This is a genomic window from Spirillospora sp. NPDC049024, from assembly GCF_040649235.1.
GTDB lineage: Bacteria > Actinomycetota > Actinomycetes > Streptosporangiales > Streptosporangiaceae > Spirillospora.
On record NZ_JBEZFD010000014.1, the window covers coordinates 169,499 to 185,489 of the forward strand.

Below are 15,991 nucleotides of genomic sequence, written 5' to 3' on the forward strand. Positions count from 1 at the left end.
TCTTGGTCGCGCGGCCGCACATGACGAGGGGGAGGGGTCAGGCCAGGGGGGCGAGGGCTTGGAAGACGCCGCTGAGGTCGGCGCCGGTCAGGGACTGCTCGGTCCAGATGGTCTTGCCATGGGGGGTTTGGCGGGTCCCCCAGCGCCGGGTCAGTTGGGCGACGAGGAGGAGTCCGCGGCCCCCTTCGTCGAGGGCGCGGGCCCGGCGCAGGTGGGGCGCGGTGCTGCTGCCGTCGGACACCTCGCAGATGAGCGTCCGGTCGCGGATGAGGCGCAGCTGGATCGGGCCCTCTGCGTACCGGATGGCGTTGGTCACGAGTTCGCTGACGATGAGTTCGGTGACGAAGGCGATCTCGTCGAGACCCCAGCGGCCGAGTCGTTCGGTCACCTGCCTGCGGGCGTCGGCGACGATCGCCGGGTCGGGCGGCAGGTTCCAGATCGCGGAATGGTCGGCGTCCAGGACGTTCGTGCGGGCGACGAGCAGGGCGGCGTCGTCCAAGGGGTGGTCCGGCAGGACCGCCTTGAAAACGTTGGCGCACGTGGCGTCCAAGGACGGCAGCCGGTCGGCCAAGGCCAGGCGCAGGCGGTCGAGCCCGACGTCGATGTCGTGACCGCGGGACTCCACCAGGCCGTCGGTGTAGAAGGCGAGGATGCTGCCCTCGGGCACCTCGATCTCGGTGCTCTCGAAGGGCAGCGCGCCGACACCGAGCGGTGGGGCGACGGGCAGGTCGAGGAAGTCGACCGTGCCGTCAGGGGTGACGAGCGCGGGCGGCGGATGCCCGGCGCGGGCGATGACGCACCGGCGGGAGAGCGGGTCGTAGACGGCGTACAGGCAGGTCGCGCCGACCTCGTTGTCCGCCTCGTCGTAGTCGTCGCCCGTCTCCTCGGCGGAGAGCCGGCTGACGACGTCGTCGAGGCGGGTGAGGAGCTCGTCGGGCGGAAGGTCGACGTCGGAGAGGGTGCGGACGGCTGTGCGCAGCCGGCCCATGGTGGCGGACGCGTGGATGCCGTGGCCGACGACGTCGCCGACGACGAGTGCGACGCGGGCGCCGGACAGGGGGATGACGTCGAACCAGTCCCCGCCGACCCCGGCGTGTGAGCTGGCGGGCAGGTAGCGGGTGGCCGCCTCCACCGCGGACTGCGCGGGGAGCCGGTGGGGGAGCAGGCTGCGCTGCAGGGCGAGGGCGGTGGTGCGTTCACGGGTGTAGCGGCGGGCGTTGTCGAGCGAGAGGGCGGCCCTGGCGGTGAGCTCCTCGGCGAGCAGCACGTCGTCTTGCTCGAAGGGCTCCATGCGTCCGCCGCGGACGAAGGCGGCGACGCCGAGAGTGACGCCACGGGCGCGTATCGGGACCGAGAGGACAGAGCGGAGTCCGTCCCTGTGGACGGCGGCGGCCCATTCGGGATGTTGAGCGGTCGCCGCGGCGACCACGGGGTCGTCGACGCTCATCAGGATCGCCTTGCCGGTGGCCAGGCATCGGGCCGGCGGCCACGACGCGGGGCGGGGGTCGATGTCCCCGGCGTGGCCGACCTTCTCCGGGGCGAAGGCGGACCGGTAGGCCACGCTGCGGAGCGCGAGGTGGCCGGTCAGCGGTCCGGGGGCCGGCTCGTCGCCGCTGAGCACGGCGTCGAGCAGGTCGATGACGGCGAGGTCGGCGAACCGCGGTACGACCATGTCGGCCAGTTCCTGGGCCGTCCTGGTGACGTCCAGGGTGGTGCCGATGCGTGTGCTGGCCTCGCTCAGCATGGTCAGCCGCTGCCGCGCGCGGTACTGCTCGGTGTCGTCGAGGACGCCGACCCACACGGCCTGGGGTACGCCGGCGTGATCCTTCAGCGGGGACACGAAGACCGACCAGGCGCGTTCGCGCGTCTCACCGGGAACCCGGCGGTACGTCCTCCTGAGCGCGGCCTCACCGGTATCGATCACCTGTTGCAGGAGCCGCTCCAGCGTGCCCCACTGCGGACCGGGGAGCACTTCGGTGAGGAGGCGCCCGCGCAGTTCGGCCTCCGTGAGACCGAGCATTCGACACATGCGGTCATTGACCCGCAGGAGCAGCAGGTCCTTATCGTGGACCGCCATGGCGAACCGGGACTGGCCGAACGCCATGCCCAGGACGGACGCCTCATCGTCGTGCGGGTGCCCGGATGCCTCCGGATCCAGGGACACCATGAGCCAGCCGACCCGGCCATGGCCGTCTTGGCTCGGGTAGGCCAGTACCTCCACCTGTACCCGGCGGCCGTCCTTGTGCCGCAGCACGAGTTCCCCGCTCCAGGGCGTCGGCTGGACAAGGTGCCATGGAGCCGGTCCGGGGGGAGCCGCCGCCAGCAGGAGGGCCGCGGGACGTCCCATCACCTCGTCGGCGGTGTACCCGAGCAACCGCTGGGCGCCGGGGCTCCAAGCCGAGAAGAGGCCCTGCGCGTCGACGGCGGCCGTGGCGACCGCCGGGTGCGCTGTCTCTTCCGCTTCTTGTGGGCTGCCGGTGTGTGTGTCCATCGAGTCTCGACCCGCTCCGCGGGCACCTTTAAAAAAGGGATACTGCAGGTCAACGTACAACAAGCCGGTTCAGCCGGGGGCAAATCCCAACCCACTGCGAGCCAAAAGGAGCGGCCGAGCATCGCGCCGAGAGAGCGCGAAGGCCCAGCCGCCAAGATCGGGACTGGGCCTCAATGCGGGCGCCCCCGGCAGGATTCGAACCTGCGGCACCCGCTTTAGGAGTTATTTCACCCCTGCGCGCGCCGTCCGGCCGTCCGCCCAGCTCCGGCGACCTCTCGACTGTTGTTTGCCCTGCTCATAGGCACCTTCTGCGGTCTCCGTAGCCCTCCACGGCTCTCCGTCGCTCTCCGCTGCCTACCGCGCCGTTGGGAGCGCCGGGGGAGCGCCAACCGGCCGCAACGGTTAGTGTCTGCCCTGCTACATGGCGTAACGTCCCGAATCCGCCCGATACGGCGGAGGGACAAAGGAGCGGGGAAATGGCGAGTCACATCCGGGTCAGCTACAAAACGAAGAACCTCCCGAAAAGCAAGCGGCGGTGGGAGGTCTCTTACACCGACCCTCTCACCGGGAAGAAGCGCACAAAGGGCGGCTTCACCCGGGAGAAGGACGCCAAAGCCTGGCAGATCAAATTTGAGGACTCCACCCGCGAGCAGTTGTACGTGGACGACAAAGCCGGATCGGTCGTCTTCAACGACGCAGCGCGCCAATGGCTCAACGGTCGTCGGAACCTCAAGGAGCGGACCTACAACGACTACAAAGGTCTGCTCGGCCTAGGCGAATCGAAGCGGCCGGAACCCGACCCGCAGCGCCTTCTCCTCCGCAACCGATTCGGTAGCGCGCCAGTCTCCGCCATCACCGAGGAAGCGGTGCAGGAATGGGTCTCCGATATGGAGAGGGCCGGTAAGTCCGGCGGCACCATCCGCAAGTCGTTCATTCTCCTCAAGCAGGTTATGAAGGAACAGCTCCGACTCAAGCGCGTCGCGGTCAACCCGTGCGCAGATGTCGAGATCCCGAAATTCCAGCCGTGGGCCCTCCTCACCGATGAGGACGAAGGGCGACGACTGGAGCCGGAAGAAGTCGAGCGACTCGCCGCAGCGCTCCCGCACCCCTTCGGATTCCTCGCCCTGTTCACGGCCTATACGGGCCTCCGCGCCGGAGAGGTCGCCGGACTCCAGCTCCGCGACATCGACCTAGCGGCGGGCATCGTCCGTGTCCGACGCGAGGTCACCGACATCAACGGCATTCTCTCCTACGACGAACCTAAGTCGCGGAAGGCCAAGCGAGAGGTCACCCTAGACCCGTACATCCTCGAAGAACTTCGCGCCTACATCCGAGAGCACGAAAAGGCCGCAGCAGCGTGGTTCGGGGACCGCGACGACATCCAGCACCCGGGGAAGAAGCTCCCGCTATTCGTCGGGACCGCAAAAGGCCGGAGGGGCAAGAACCCAGTCACGGGGAAGTTCGACGTCATCCGCTTCGACTACACGAAGCTTCTCCGCCACAAGGCATGGTACGGCAGGTACTTCAAGAAGGCCCTCGAAGCGGCAGGCCTGGACTCCAGTTATCGGTTCCACGACCTCCGCCACTCGTACGGCTCGTGGCTGTATGACGCCGGAGTCGACATTAAGACGATCTCGCGAATGATGGGCCACGCGTCCGTTGAGACGACAATGGCGATTTACGTTCACCCCGACCGCGACAAGGCGAATGACGCCGTTCGCAACGCGCTAGGGAATCTGCGTGCCGGCAGCGCCAATCGAAAGGGCAACGTCGTCCCGCTCCGGCGGAACGCCTAATAGCAGCCCACTACCGGAGAGCCTCAGTCACGACTGGGGCTCTCCGTCATTTCCGGGGCCCACCACAAAGGAGCCCTTGCCGCGAACGGTCTCGACCAACCCGGCGTCCCGCAGCGCGACGATCGCAGCCCGGATCGTTCCGCGCGCCAGATCAAACTCCGCCTCCAGCTCCGTTTCGCTGGGGATGCGTCGGCCTGGCGGTATCTCGCCGGACTCGATGCGCTTCCGGAGGATCGCAGCGAGTTGGAGGTATTTGGGCGTCGCCCCTTCATGATCGATGGTCACTCTCCGCACGCTAGGCGACCCGGGACGGCTCTACATAGACAAGATCGTTCATGCTTGTCCATAGACGAGTATGTACAAGTGGCCTAGCGTCGCCGGTATGGACAACAACGTCGGGCCCGCTGGAGGCCCCCACATCCCGCCCGAAGGCACAGACGATCTCATCGAGGAGTTCCGCGTCAGCCGGACGCCGGATGGGCTCCTACTCGCCTTCGCCCTCTACACCATCACCGGTATCCGAGCGCAGTACGGCCTCAAGGGCGTAGTCGTCGCGGAGACCCTCACAGAGCTGGAGGTGCTTTGCTGCGCCGAGAGGATCAAGCTCAACCTGATCGACAAAGCAACCGCGAAGCACGCGGACGACCCGGCAGCCGAACGGGCGGCGTGCCTCCGTCTGTACGGCGCGTTCCGGCGGCCGGACGTCCGGAGGCCCAATAGACACCACGGAGATGGAAGCTAGCGGCTTCGGACGGCCGGGGGCACACCCTAGGTACCCCCGACCGCTCCCAACACCGTAGGGCACACGAGAGACGACGAAGGCCCCGACCGGATGGTGTGATCCGGTCGGGGCCTTCTGCTGTTTCCGCGCTGGCGGCGAATGAGTGCGCTACAGAAATCTCGCCGCCATGGATTCCAGTTCCCGGGCGGGAAGCCTTCGGGCTGGTGACTTTGACGCGGAAGTCTTTGGTTACGCCGGGTCGGTGAGGTCGACCTCCACGATGGAGAAGGGCCGCATCACGTCCAGACCAAAGCGGCCCTCGAAGCGGAACGTGATCTGGTTTGCCTCGAATTCCGAGCCACCGACGCCAGCGCCGAACTTGTTCGGGTCGTACCGGTTCTCCGTCCAGTCCAGCGTTCCCTCCTGGCGGACGCGCAGCTTCGTCGCATTCGCGAAGTCGGCCAGAACGGCGGTGTTGTCGGCGATGGCCGTCGTGAGGGCGACCGGCAGGCCCCAGAGCCGACGCGCGGCCCGGTCGACCGGCGCATTCCCGAGCATGTAGCGGGAATTGGTGTCCACCTGAAGCTCGAAGCGCTCCCACGAATTGGGGTTCATGACCCAGCCGGTCGGGGCGATGGAGGAGTTCTCCAGCTTCGTGACGGCCTTTCGGGTCGTCGTGAATTCGTCTCCGGCGGTGTCCCAGGCCTGAGTCTGCGTTCCGGACGTGTTGAGAATTCCGACCATGTCGTCCAGCACGCCGGTCGTGGAGCCGTTCCCGTTGATGACCTGGTCTTCGAGTTCGACCTCAAGACCAAGGCGCATTTCCGCCTCCAGGACCTGGCGAAGCGCGGTCGCGTCATCCAGGAGCTGCTTCGGAATGGGCTCCGACAGGTGCGCGATGACGCGCGACCGGCCTTCGACTTCGGTCCAGGTGTAGACCGAAGTGGGCTTCTTCTTGCCGGTCGCGACCGTGGACGCATTGTTTGTCCGGGTCGTCTGGCGGAGGTACTTCCACACGCCCGCCGTTTCGGCCTCAGCCGGGATGAGCTGGCGCAGGGAAAGGACCGGCACATTGTCGCGGATCGGCTCCGCGACCATCGGGACCGTCACGGGAACGGTGCCGTTGGCGATGAGGGACTTGGAGCCGAAGTGGGCGCAGTAGTCGGTGACGGCCTTCGCCCACTCGCCGGAACCGCCGGAAGCGCGGACCTTCGCAGGAACGGAATTGGCCTTCATGCCGCTGGAGTTCGCGCCCATCGTGCCGAGGTCAGCGCCGAGAGACTCCAGGCCGGTACGAAGTCCGTTGTCCTTCTGCTCCTGCTCGATCTGGGCCTTGAGCCGCTGTGCCGATTCCACTTTGCCGCTGATCGACGCGCGCTCATTCTCGGTGAGGTCGCGTCCGGCCGACTCCGCCCGTTCGGCGATGGCCTTCGCTTCGCTGAGCTCCGCGCGGAAGCGCTGCTTGAGGTTCTCGATCTTGCTCATTGAATTGCCCTCTCGGATGTGGGTTGGGATTACATCCGTCTTGGGCTTAACGGGCCGCTTCCTGCTGGCGGGCCAAGCCTCCTCGAAAGGATGGGGAACGGGGCCGTCCGGGAGAGGCTTGATCGCAACTCACGGAGAAGAGAAAGGCGGTAAACCAACTCCGCGAAACGCGCCCTCCCAGACGGCTTGAACGGCATTGACCGGCGGGGCACTCCAGGCGACCGGAATTGGCTTGTCCCCGCTAAGGGATCCTCGCCAAAAAGCGGCCCAGAGTGAACGGGCCGGTCTGGCCGACGTTCACCGGGAATGACGTTAGCTGAAGTGCCCAGTCTCTATCTTGTTGCCATTCCGGTACTTCGTCACCACGACACCCCCGCCTTCTGCGGGCTGGTAATGCTCGGCGGAGTCGTCTCCGGCCGGAAGCGTCCACATGGCCCCGTAGCCGTCGAGCAGCATGCCGGGAACTCCGGCGTGCTTCGGGACGGCTCCCACCGTTAGGGGCCACCTGATAGCCGTACGGGCGGTGTAATCGGGCGGGAGGTGCCCCGTGATCTCCGCGACGAATTGCGCGGCCTCCTCCTCGGTGATCCCCGGGTCCGCAATCTGGTAGACGTTCACGACCGTCCCTCCGCATGGAGGAAATCGAAGCTGTTGACGGGGAACTCTGTGATCCCGGGGAGCGGCTCAACCTTCCCATTCGCCAGCATCGCCTCTGCGTCGCGGAGGACGAAGAACGTGCCGTAATGGGCCTCCATCAGGCCTCGAATGGTCGAGTTCGGGAAGTACACATAGACCACCTTGCCGACGTGATCGGCTCCGGCCTGGCGCTTTTCGGTCGGCTCCGGGGTGTCCTCCGTCGCGGTGAACTTCTTCCGGCTAGCGATGATCGTCATTGTTGTATCTCCTATTCCACCCATTCCGGAGTTCGCTGCGATTCGACGCCATTGCGCCAGACGGAGAATGAGGCTTGACCGGTCTCGCCTTCCTCCGGAAGCCAGTAGTCCGCGTAAACGCAATCGTCGTCTTCGTCAAGCCTCAGCGTGATCCCGTACCACGCACCCCGGAACCGATCCGGGCCGGTCCCGATAATGCGCACATTCGGACTGTTGAGGACCGACGCGGGAACGTGTCGGGAGACGGCTTCCCGGATCAGGTCAGCTACCGGGGAGGGCAGCAATTCATCCGGCGTCTTACCCACTGAGGAGGTCTTCATTGCCCGTCCTTTCGGCCACCTTCTCAATGACACCCGCGCGCTTCCGGGCCTCCGGCGAGAATCCGAGGTGATGTGCGAGCGCGCGGAGTTCCTTCGTGGCCTGCGCGACGGTAATCACCAATGGGTTACGGACGGACCTGTCTTTGTCGGGCTTCGAGCGGCCCCGGACCATCAGGCCCTCTTCGTGGAGTAGGCCGGTGGCCTCCTGGCGAATACCGACCCAGGTGCACCAAGCTTCCAATATCTCCCGGTCACTCTCGAAGAAGCGTCCGGCCTGCCCGGCGTAGATGTCGGCTAGCCGATTCCATTCGACCTCCGCAGGGGAGTCCTCCGGGATACCGAGCGAGAGGGTGTCCCAGTCGAGTTCCACCCCGCCTAGGCGCTGCTCGCTGTTCGTGCGCTGATCGGCTATGGCCTCCCCGTTCGCCGATGCGAGGCGCAATTGCTGTGAAGTGCTCCGGTTGCTCATAAGGGATGAGCCTCCTTTCTGCTAACGGACCGTAGCGGGTTTCTGGATGTGCGGCTTCATGCCGCACAGAATGCTGCTCACCCCAGCGGTCCTTTTGCTGGATCCGGTAAGACTGCAACCCACTTACCCCTACCCCCAAGCCGCAACGCTCCGATGTGGTCAAACACCGGTGCCGGCGGACACATCTGCCCTGGTCGGAGCGTTGCGACTCTCCGGCGTATTGGAGTGGCGTTCCTAACGCGGTCCGAATGGGCTGGAGGCGGACTGGTCGCCGCTACTCCATAGCCGGTCGTCCCAGTCCTGTGCTGCGTCGGGTTCTGCCTCGATCTCCTCCACCTTCTGTAGGCCGCTGAGCGCGTCTCTCCCGTCCTTAACGATGCGGACTGGAACCTTCGGCCTGGGCTTGTCGTCCGTCGCGTCATACGCGCTCTGAGTGGCGGGCCTGGCCTTTGGGGTCGGCTGGCTCTGTCGTGGGTAGTCGGTCATGAATGAGGCTCCTCTCAATGAGCCTCAAGTCTCGCGGTTGGCGCTATCGGTAACGGCTATCGCCCCCGTTGTCATCGAAGACGTTTCCGCAGGTCAGGCCCACAAAGTTACCGATCTCCTATTAGGTCTCTAAGGGAGATCGGTAACTTTGTGGGTCCTACCAGGGGGTTTTCCCCTCCCCGTAGCCGTCCGCCTACCCTCCGGAGTAACGCGGGTATACCGGCCCTCCGGCCCGATCTCAAAGGTGGCTCCGGAGTCCGCGACTTCGGCCGCAATGCGGGCTGCGAGTCCTTCCGGGTCGGGGACGACAACCGTGTACATATCTCCCGGTGGAAGTCGCTTCGGGACCTCCGTCAACCCCGCTGCCCGCAGGTTCTCCAAAGCATCCTCGCCCATCAGCCTCCACAATTGCTTTTCGGCATGCTGTGGGCACCTATCTTCTGGCGCGCAATGCTCACAGGCCGCTCGTATCGCGGGGTTGGCCCGCCCCTTCGGATGGATGGGGCAATTCACTGCGGGCTTGCAATAGTCGCAGTCACGCCCCGCTCCCCAATGGCGTCCATAGCCTCTCTGCCATGCGAGGCCCCAGCCTTCCTCTCGCCGGTCCCATTGCTGCGAGGCGACCTCTGTGTGAGCGGGGAGCGCGCTGATGTCTAGGTCGCCGGTTGCCCAGCCCCTCCCGCGCATAGGCCGGTCGAAGAAATACCACACCGAATCGTCCAGCAATTTGAGGTACATATAGTTTGGCTTGGCCTTCTTAATGGCCGCCTGCACCGGCCGCACATAGAACGGCGCGACACACAACACATTGTGCTTCAGGACTTCCGGCGCGCGGTCCTCTTCTCGTGCGCGAGCCTCTTCCTGTGCGGAGATCAATTCCCATTCCTGCGCCAAAGAGTCCTTCAATCGAGCGGCCCCACAATCGGGGCAGGACCAGCCTCCGCACTTGATCCGCATTGCGCGCGTGATGCCAGACGGCATCCCATAAGCAATAACCCGGCTTCTCCTGCAGAAGCTGGCCCCGCCCTCACTCATCGCTCCGACCAGTCCGGGGAATTGATTGCCGCGAGGGCTTCAAGGTCGTCAGCGCCACAACTGCCGTAATAGGTGCCGGGATTGCGCCGCTTCGCCTCTATGACCTTCTTGTACATCGCCTCAATCTCGGCGTGGGTGCGCTCGACTAGATCGGCGCGTCCTTTCTTGCCCTTGATGTGCAGATAAAGGTCGTTGAACCCCTCGGCGGGCTGGTAGAAGTGAATCCGCTCCGCCAGTACTCCAGCGGCCTGGAGGCGAACGGCGTGCGTCCACGCGATATCGACGCCTGCCGGGTCGGCATCCATGACTAGGCGGAGGGTTCCCCGGTGGCGTGCTATCAGCTCTATTTGGGCGTTAGATGCCATCCCGGAGCCGTTGTGATGGGAGGTCGCGCACACGCCCCAGGCGTCGATGGCCTTGTTGGCATCTTTCTCGCCTTCACACCAATAGATGGCGCGGCCGGTCTCGATAGCGCGGAGCACGGCATCGTGCCTCCACATCATCCGGTCGGCCAGCGCGGGCTTCTTAATGCACCACTTCCGATTGCTTGAGAGATTGGCGTTTCCATGCTCCCAGCAAGCACCGTCTGTTGTGGGGTGCTTGTAGAACCAGCCGCCCTTTTCGAGCTTCACATGCCGGAAGATGAACTTGCCGTCCATCTCCCAGTTGTGGACGCGGGCAACGCCAGCAAAGGCCATGGGTTAAGCTCTCCTTGTTGCGTTTGAAATCCCCGGGCGGGCTTGGGTAGAGCCCGCCCGGGGAACTGGCTAGAACGGCGCTTCTGCGGGCTGCTGCTCCGCTGCTTCCTCCTCCTCGTATGTGATGCCGTAGTGGTCTTCTAGGGCATCGAGGATCTCGCCGAAGTCCCACCAGTATTCGCGGACGGCCATCACCATCTCGGCGCGCTCCAGCCTTTCGAACGGCCAGGCGAGGTCAAGGCGGAGGGACTTGTTGGCCTTGAGGACTTTGTTGAGGCTGCGGCGTGCGTGCTTGACGTCGTCCGCTTCGAGCGCGTGAGTGACGTTCTTGTTGGCGAGGAAGAAGGCCCAAGCCTTCTCGCCGGGGGACAGTTCGCTCATCAGATGGCCGCCCGAACGCCTTGGAGGAACCTGACATAGGCCGCTCGCTGCCTCATGCCATCTTCGATGGAAGAGCCCTCACGGAGAAGGAACTTCTTGTAGTCCCTCTCAGTGGATCGGAGATAGGCCAGGAGGCCATCGATCGTGAAGCGGGCTGCTTCCTTCTCCCCGTATGCCGGAAGAAGTTCCTGGTACACTTCAGTGAAGTGCGGGATTTCGTCGAGATTGAACCACACGAGCTTTTCGTTGGTTTTCGGCATCGAGTAACGTTCCTTTCGTGTAACGGTGGCTTTCCTCTGTCCGCTGTTCGTCCGGCCTCTTCACCGGACTCCTTTCCAGTCGAGACCCCGCAGTTGCCCAGGCTGCGGGGTCTCTGGCGTTTACGGCATGTGGTGCCCCTTCCTGGTGACGAGTACCAGCACGGTTTGCCCGGGGTTCCACATCGAGCGACTGGAGATCGTCAATTGAAGCCCCAGGTTGTCGATATCCGTAATGAACGCAGAGAGGTCGTCGCCGTATGCGTCGTACGGCTCACCTGTAAGGACGTATCGACCGTTCTGGTCGAGCCACATACGGCCGTGGTCGAGAATGCTTCCCATGTGGTACTTGACGCAGACGCATTCCTTGTCCGAACGGCCCCACAGACATTGCTTCCCAGCGACTACGCGGGGGCATGCCTTTGCTTTTGACGCCCGGAGGCCCCATTCTCTCTGGGCTCTGCGCGTCTGTGTCTCCTCGGCATTCACCGCGCGTACACCTGCGACTCGTGCGCGGCCTCTTCCCGCGAGTCAGCCAGGAATTCGGTGAGGGTGTCCCGGTGGAACTGCGGGCGGCCGGTCGGCCGGTAGACCGCAATCTTCTTTTCCCAGATGAGCCGCTGCATCTGGCGCTTGGTGAGGCCCATGAACTCAGCGGCCTCTTCGGTGTTGAACCAGACTTTCGGCTTCGGTGCGCCCACTGCTCCTACTCCCTTTCTCGGGGAGTCGGAGAGAGCCCTAAAACGCCAAAAAGCCGGTCGCGGGACAACCCTCCGACTCCATGAGTCGATTGGTCGTCACTTGACCGGCTGCTGTCGAGCGCCAACTATCTCGGCGGTGCTCTTGCGAACCGCTGTGAGTCCTCCGGCTTACGCCCAGCCCACGACAAGCGATTTACGGCCGGACGTCCATCGGAACAAGCGAACGAGGGTCATAGTAGCCCATGGCGGGAATCGGCGCTTCTCCGGGCATCTCGGGGCCTTACGGAGCCACAATTGATCTTGGTTCTCCGGCCTATCCCGCCCGGAGCCGTCCGCCGGTCGGCCGGAGCCCTCCGGGGACGTCCGGACGCTGGGGGTAACCAAGATCTATCCGCGATGGGAGCGCCGAGAGAGCGCGAAGGCCCACCCGCCAAGATCGCAACCGGGCCTCTACCTGCGCGCCTCCGGCAGGATTCGAACCTGCGGCACCCGCTTTAGGAGAGCGGTGCTCTATCCCCTGAGCTACGGAGGCGTGTCGTCGCTCGCGGGTAGAGCGTAGCGGACGGCACCTACAGGGTAGAGGAAGGTGAGTGGTGTGCGCTCCTCGTTATGCCGCCGCGCACTAGGCCGCGCGGGGGCGGTGTGGGTACGCTTCCGTCCCGTGACGGGACGGCATCGTGGGCAGCCGAAGGACCAGGGCGCCGAGGATCCGGCGGGCGAGGACCCGCCGCGCGGGAGGCGGGCCGCGGTCGTCGCGGCGGCGTTCGCGGTGCCCGTGCTCGTCGCGTCCGTGATCGCGTTCGGGCTGCGGGACGAGCCCGTCCGGGAGCGGCCCGAGTCGGCGGGACGGTCCGCCGAGAGCACGTCGCCGGCGCCGGAGGGCGAGCCGACGTTCGGGAGGTACGTGCCGCCGGAGGCGGAGCCGCAGGTGGCGACCAAGCCGCCGAAGCGGGCGCCCGGGCCGGCGGTGACGCCGCCGCGCAAGGCGAGGCCCGCGCCGTCGCCGTCCACCTCCGTGCCGGGGCGGCGTCCGTGCCCTGCGGGATGGGAGGACGTGTGGTGGATGCGCCGGTGGTGTGAACATCACCGAGGTCGCTGAACCGGTTACGGACAGGTCATCGTAGAACCTGTAGTAGCGTTCTCGCGCTGATCCGATTCTGGGCATCAGGAGGAAAACCACCGTGCCGTACCCCAGGTCGGCGGCGCTGACCGCGGTCTTCCTGGTGATGGTGACGCTCTCACCGACCGGCGCCGCGAACGCGGCCGCGGGGGCCGACCCGCTCGAGTCGCTGCGCCGCGAGGCGGCGAAGGCGCGCACCGAGCTCGAGAAGGCCACGAAGCAGATGGAAGGCCGGAAGAAGACTCTGGCCGCCTCGCAGGTGAAGCTGCGCACCACCCTGAAGGACCTCGCCGGCGCCGAGGCGGAGCTGAACCGGATCCGCGAGCCGCTGTCCAGGCTCGCGAACACCTCCTACCAGCAGAGCGGCGCGGCCGGCTCGATGGCGATCTTCGGGGGCGGCGACCCGAGCACGGCGCTGCGGTCGACGGCGGACGTGACGCTGATGGCGAGGTCGCAGCAGGCGCTCGTGGACCGTGCCGACGAGCTGCAGGACCGCCGGAAGCGGCTCGCCTCCGCGGCGCAGGAACTGCAGTCGCGCAACGCGGTCGACCAGACCCGCCTCCAGCAGGAGGTGGACGGGTTGAAGACCCGGTCGGCGCAGCTGACGAAGCAGCTCAACGCGATGCTCGACAAGCTGGCGACGACGCGGCAGAAGCGGCTCGAACTCGGGTGCGACAAGTCGCTGGCGAAGGACGCGAAGAAGTTCCCCAACGGGCTCATCCCGTCGAAGTACCTGTGCCCGCTGCCGCAGAAGGGCGGGCACATGCTGCGGGCGGACGCGGCCCTCTCCTTCTACAAGCTGAACGAGGCGTACAAGCGCAGCTTCGGCCGCGACATGTGCGTGACGGACGCCTACCGGAGCCTCTCCGAGCAGCACCGCGTGTACGCGCAGCGGCCCGGCTTCGCCGCCGTGCCCGGGACGAGCAACCACGGCAAGGGGCAGGCCCTCGACCTGTGCGGCGGTGTGCAGAACTCTGGTTCAGCCCAGTTCAACTGGATGGAGGCCCACGCCGGGAAGTACGGGTGGATCCACCCGGCATGGGCCTACAGCAACCCGTTCGAGCCCTGGCACTGGGAGTTCGGGACCGAGGAAGGGTGAGCCTCGCGGCCCGCGGTCAGGGGGAGGTCGGGACCTCGTTGGCGGGGACGACCTCCGCGGTGCAGTAGCGGCAGCGGCGGGCCTTCACCGGGATGTCGCTGAGGCACTGCGGGCACTCGCGCTCGGTGGCCTCCTTGCCGCGGTCCATCCGCTCGATCAGCTTGGCCGTCGGGAGCACGACCAGGAAGTAGACGATCACGGCCGTGATGAAGAACGCGATCGCCGAGGTCACGAACACGCCGTAGGGGAACGTCGTGCCGTCGACGGTGACGGCCAGCCGGGTGTAGTCGGGCTTGCCGCCGAGGAGCGCGATCAGCGGGGTGATGAAGGAGCTCGCGAAGTCCTTCACGAGGCCGGCGAACGCCGCTCCGACGACGAACGCCACGGCGAGGTCGACCAGGTTCCCGCGGAAGAGGAACTTCTTGAATCCGCTCATAACGGCTCCAGGGGGTGTCGGGGGTGGCGCCCCTGGCTGAGAGGGCGCCGGAGACGGCTACGGATCGTATTGAAGTCGTCCACGATTCGCCAAGTCGCCTTCCGGACCGCTGACCTGCGCTGTCAGGTCAGGGGCCGGTGATCGTCAGGGCGAGCGGGGCGCCGGCGCCGGCCAGGGCCGCCGCCTGGGCGCGGTCGGTCGCCAGGACGACCAGCGCGCCGTTCTGGGGCCCGTCCTCCGCCGGGGGCGGGACCGCAATGACCGGTACGTCGGACACCACCACGCGGGACGCATCCCAGCGGCGCCCCGTGCCGGACGGCTCGTCCGCGGCGGGCTCGGAAGGGGCGGTCAGGACGTCGACGCGGTCGCCGGGGCGGACGAGGCGGACGGCGCCCGCGTCGGCCAGGCGGACCGGTGCGGCGACCGTGCCCGGGCCCTGGCCGCGCAGGAGGCCCGCGCCGACGACGCGGGCGTCGGTGAGGGGCTCGCCCCGGCGCATGGGGCCGGCGAGGACGCGGCCGGCGCCGCCCGAGCGGAACGCGCCCGCCGGGACGGCGGCCGCCGGCAGGTCGAGGCCCCGCAGGTCGGACGGGGCGAGGGGCGTTCCGGCGGGCAGGTCGCGGGCGGCGGCGAGGACGCGGACGGACGGCGGCGCCCCGGGCCGGAGCGCCAGGAGCGCGAGGCCCGCGGCGGCCGCGGCGAAGAGCGCCGCCAGCGGCCGCCGCAGGCGTGCTAAGCGGACGCTCACGGCAGTTCCATGGGGAGCTTGATGCCGTCCAGGACGTTGGGGCAGGGGCAGGAGCGCTCGGCGGGCAGGGCCTTGACGACGTCGGCGACGACCCCGCGGAGCCGGTCGATGTTGTCGCCGAAGACGCGCAGGACCTCCTCCATCGTGACGCCCTCGCCCTCCTCGATGCCCGCGTCGAGGTCGGTGACGAGGCAGAGCGAGGTGTAGCAGAGCGCCAGCTCGCGGGCGAGGACGGCCTCCGGGTGGCCGGTCATCCCGATCAGCGTCCACCCCTGCGAGGCGAACCACTGGGACTCGGCCCGGGTGGAGAAGCGGGGGCCCTCGATGACGACGAGGGTGCCGCTGTCGACCGGCTCCCACCCCGAGGCGCGCGCGGACTCGGCGACGGCGCGGCGGCCCGTCGGGCAGTAGGGGTCGGAGAAGGAGACGTGGACGGCGGCGCCGTGCTCGTAGTAGGTCTGGTCGCGCCCGGACGTCCGGTCGGCGAGCTGGTCGGGGACGGCCAGCGTGCCGGGCCCGTGGTCGGGCGTGAGGGAGCCGACCGCGCACGGCGCGAGCACCTGGCGGACGCCGAGGGACCGCAGCGCCCACATGTTGGCCCGGTAGGGGATCTTGTGCGGGGGGAAGCGGTGGTCGCGGCCGTGCCGGGGGACGAACGCGACGCGCCGGCCCGCCAGCTCGCCGATCGCGATGGGGTCGCTCGGCGGGCCGTAGGGGGTGTCGACCCGCACCTCCTCGACGTCGTCGAGGAACGAGTAGAACCCGGAGCCGCCGATGACGCCGATCTCGGCGGCGGGTTGGGACGCGGAAGCCGAAGTGGACATGTCGCCGACCCTAGCCACCCGAACGCCGTCC

19 protein-coding genes and 1 tRNA gene are annotated in these 15,991 nt (G+C 66.9%); 4 read left to right on the top strand and 16 right to left on the bottom strand.

Going from position 1 to position 15,991, the window contains the following annotated elements; genetic code table 11:
* Positions 1-37: 37 nt before the first annotated feature.
* Entirely contained in the window at positions 38-2,491 is a 2,454-nt protein-coding gene (locus AB0C21_RS25830) for a SpoIIE family protein phosphatase (RefSeq protein WP_500207537.1), read from the bottom strand.
* Between the two features lie 476 nt (positions 2,492-2,967).
* Here AB0C21_RS25830 and AB0C21_RS25835 point away from each other — a divergent pair, with 476 nt between their 5' ends.
* A complete protein-coding gene (locus tag AB0C21_RS25835) occupies positions 2,968-4,287 on the top strand; it encodes a tyrosine-type recombinase/integrase (protein ID WP_500207538.1) in 1,320 nt (439 codons plus the stop codon).
* Positions 4,288-4,314: 27 nt separating this feature from the next.
* Here the strand turns inward: AB0C21_RS25835 and AB0C21_RS25840 are convergent, their stop codons facing one another.
* Positions 4,315-4,572 (bottom strand): GntR family transcriptional regulator, encoded by a 258-nt coding sequence (locus tag AB0C21_RS25840; protein ID WP_500207539.1) that lies wholly within the window; start codon positions 4,570-4,572, stop codon positions 4,315-4,317.
* A gap of 97 nt (positions 4,573-4,669) precedes the next feature.
* Here AB0C21_RS25840 and AB0C21_RS25845 point away from each other — a divergent pair, with 97 nt between their 5' ends.
* The gene (locus tag AB0C21_RS25845) at positions 4,670-5,029 is read left to right on the top strand and encodes a hypothetical protein (protein ID WP_500207541.1); all 360 of its coding nucleotides are present in this window, start codon (positions 4,670-4,672) and stop codon (positions 5,027-5,029) included.
* A 228-nt stretch (positions 5,030-5,257) separates the two neighbouring features.
* On the opposite strand, the gene AB0C21_RS25850 is transcribed toward AB0C21_RS25845, so the two are convergent.
* The 11 genes from AB0C21_RS25850 to AB0C21_RS25900 form a co-directional block, all read right to left on the bottom strand.
* Positions 5,258-6,493, bottom strand: a complete 1,236-nt coding sequence (locus AB0C21_RS25850; RefSeq protein WP_500207543.1) for a phage major capsid protein — start codon at positions 6,491-6,493, stop codon at positions 5,258-5,260.
* 312 nt (positions 6,494-6,805) lie between these two features.
* On the bottom strand, positions 6,806-7,111 hold the full coding sequence (locus tag AB0C21_RS25855; RefSeq protein ID WP_500207544.1) for a hypothetical protein: 306 nt from the start codon (positions 7,109-7,111) through the stop codon (positions 6,806-6,808).
* Complete coding sequence (locus AB0C21_RS25860; protein ID WP_500207545.1) at positions 7,108-7,386, bottom strand: hypothetical protein; 279 nt, start codon at positions 7,384-7,386, stop codon at positions 7,108-7,110. The genes AB0C21_RS25855 and AB0C21_RS25860 overlap by 4 nt, the downstream gene beginning before the upstream one ends.
* An 11-nt stretch (positions 7,387-7,397) precedes the next feature.
* On the bottom strand, positions 7,398-7,706 hold the full coding sequence (locus AB0C21_RS25865; protein WP_500207546.1) for a hypothetical protein: 309 nt from the start codon (positions 7,704-7,706) through the stop codon (positions 7,398-7,400).
* A complete protein-coding gene (locus AB0C21_RS25870; protein WP_500207547.1) occupies positions 7,684-8,175 on the bottom strand; it encodes a phage terminase small subunit P27 family in 492 nt (163 codons plus the stop codon). The genes AB0C21_RS25865 and AB0C21_RS25870 overlap by 23 nt, the downstream gene beginning before the upstream one ends.
* Positions 8,176-8,409: 234 nt before the next feature.
* Positions 8,410-8,661, bottom strand: a complete 252-nt coding sequence (locus AB0C21_RS25875) for a hypothetical protein (protein ID WP_500207548.1) — start codon at positions 8,659-8,661, stop codon at positions 8,410-8,412.
* A gap of 1,031 nt (positions 8,662-9,692) precedes the next feature.
* Positions 9,693-10,394 (bottom strand): toprim domain-containing protein, encoded by a 702-nt coding sequence (locus tag AB0C21_RS25880; RefSeq protein ID WP_500207549.1) that lies wholly within the window; start codon positions 10,392-10,394, stop codon positions 9,693-9,695.
* Positions 10,395-10,463: 69 nt separating this feature from the next.
* Positions 10,464-10,775 carry a hypothetical protein gene (locus tag AB0C21_RS25885; protein ID WP_500207550.1) on the bottom strand — a complete coding sequence of 104 codons (312 nt, stop codon included), beginning with the start codon at positions 10,773-10,775 and terminating at the stop codon, positions 10,464-10,466.
* Positions 10,775-11,035 carry a hypothetical protein gene (locus AB0C21_RS25890; RefSeq protein WP_500207551.1) on the bottom strand — a complete coding sequence of 87 codons (261 nt, stop codon included), beginning with the start codon at positions 11,033-11,035 and terminating at the stop codon, positions 10,775-10,777. Before AB0C21_RS25890 ends, AB0C21_RS25885 begins: the two co-directional genes overlap by 1 nt.
* Before the next feature lie 482 nt (positions 11,036-11,517).
* Positions 11,518-11,733 (bottom strand): helix-turn-helix domain-containing protein, encoded by a 216-nt coding sequence (locus AB0C21_RS25895; protein WP_500207552.1) that lies wholly within the window; start codon positions 11,731-11,733, stop codon positions 11,518-11,520.
* 459 nt (positions 11,734-12,192) lie between these two features.
* Positions 12,193-12,265, bottom strand: a tRNA-Arg gene (locus AB0C21_RS25900).
* 129 nt (positions 12,266-12,394) lie between these two features.
* Between AB0C21_RS25900 and AB0C21_RS25905 the strand changes: the two genes are divergently transcribed.
* Both AB0C21_RS25905 and AB0C21_RS25910 read left to right on the top strand, forming a co-directional pair.
* Complete coding sequence (locus AB0C21_RS25905) at positions 12,395-12,832, top strand: hypothetical protein (protein ID WP_500207553.1); 438 nt, start codon at positions 12,395-12,397, stop codon at positions 12,830-12,832.
* An 82-nt stretch (positions 12,833-12,914) separates the two neighbouring features.
* Positions 12,915-13,952: a D-alanyl-D-alanine carboxypeptidase family protein gene (locus AB0C21_RS25910; RefSeq protein ID WP_500207555.1), complete on the top strand. Its 1,038-nt coding sequence runs from the start codon at positions 12,915-12,917 to the stop codon at positions 13,950-13,952.
* Between the two features lie 16 nt (positions 13,953-13,968).
* Here the strand turns inward: AB0C21_RS25910 and mscL are convergent, their stop codons facing one another.
* The 3 genes from mscL to AB0C21_RS25925 form a co-directional block, all read right to left on the bottom strand.
* Positions 13,969-14,388 carry a large conductance mechanosensitive channel protein MscL gene (mscL, locus tag AB0C21_RS25915; RefSeq protein WP_149261080.1) on the bottom strand — a complete coding sequence of 140 codons (420 nt, stop codon included), beginning with the start codon at positions 14,386-14,388 and terminating at the stop codon, positions 13,969-13,971.
* A gap of 127 nt (positions 14,389-14,515) precedes the next feature.
* Positions 14,516-15,136 (bottom strand): Flp pilus assembly protein CpaB, encoded by a 621-nt coding sequence (cpaB, locus tag AB0C21_RS25920; protein ID WP_500207556.1) that lies wholly within the window; start codon positions 15,134-15,136, stop codon positions 14,516-14,518.
* Positions 15,133-15,960 carry an S-methyl-5'-thioadenosine phosphorylase gene (locus AB0C21_RS25925; RefSeq protein WP_500207557.1) on the bottom strand — a complete coding sequence of 276 codons (828 nt, stop codon included), beginning with the start codon at positions 15,958-15,960 and terminating at the stop codon, positions 15,133-15,135. Before AB0C21_RS25925 ends, cpaB begins: the two co-directional genes overlap by 4 nt.
* Positions 15,961-15,991 lie beyond the last annotated feature (31 nt).

Bases quoted from the DNA above. Each gene is read 5' to 3' on its own strand.
- AB0C21_RS25830 (WP_500207537.1), bottom strand. From the start codon at position 2,491: ATGGACACACACACCGGCAGCCCACAAGAAGCGGAAGAGACAGCGCAC.
- AB0C21_RS25835 (WP_500207538.1), top strand. From the start codon at position 2,968: ATGGCGAGTCACATCCGGGTCAGCTACAAAACGAAGAACCTCCCGAAA.
- AB0C21_RS25845 (WP_500207541.1), top strand. From the start codon at position 4,670: ATGGACAACAACGTCGGGCCCGCTGGAGGCCCCCACATCCCGCCCGAA.
- AB0C21_RS25850 (WP_500207543.1), bottom strand. From the start codon at position 6,493: ATGAGCAAGATCGAGAACCTCAAGCAGCGCTTCCGCGCGGAGCTCAGC.
- AB0C21_RS25860 (WP_500207545.1), bottom strand. From the start codon at position 7,386: ATGACGATCATCGCTAGCCGGAAGAAGTTCACCGCGACGGAGGACACC.
- AB0C21_RS25865 (WP_500207546.1), bottom strand. From the start codon at position 7,706: ATGAAGACCTCCTCAGTGGGTAAGACGCCGGATGAATTGCTGCCCTCC.
- AB0C21_RS25870 (WP_500207547.1), bottom strand. From the start codon at position 8,175: ATGAGCAACCGGAGCACTTCACAGCAATTGCGCCTCGCATCGGCGAAC.
- AB0C21_RS25875 (WP_500207548.1), bottom strand. From the start codon at position 8,661: ATGACCGACTACCCACGACAGAGCCAGCCGACCCCAAAGGCCAGGCCC.
- AB0C21_RS25880 (WP_500207549.1), bottom strand. From the start codon at position 10,394: ATGGCCTTTGCTGGCGTTGCCCGCGTCCACAACTGGGAGATGGACGGC.
- AB0C21_RS25885 (WP_500207550.1), bottom strand. From the start codon at position 10,775: ATGAGCGAACTGTCCCCCGGCGAGAAGGCTTGGGCCTTCTTCCTCGCC.
- AB0C21_RS25890 (WP_500207551.1), bottom strand. From the start codon at position 11,035: ATGCCGAAAACCAACGAAAAGCTCGTGTGGTTCAATCTCGACGAAATC.
- mscL (WP_149261080.1), bottom strand. From the start codon at position 14,388: ATGAGCGGATTCAAGAAGTTCCTCTTCCGCGGGAACCTGGTCGACCTC.
- AB0C21_RS25925 (WP_500207557.1), bottom strand. From the start codon at position 15,960: ATGTCCACTTCGGCTTCCGCGTCCCAACCCGCCGCCGAGATCGGCGTC.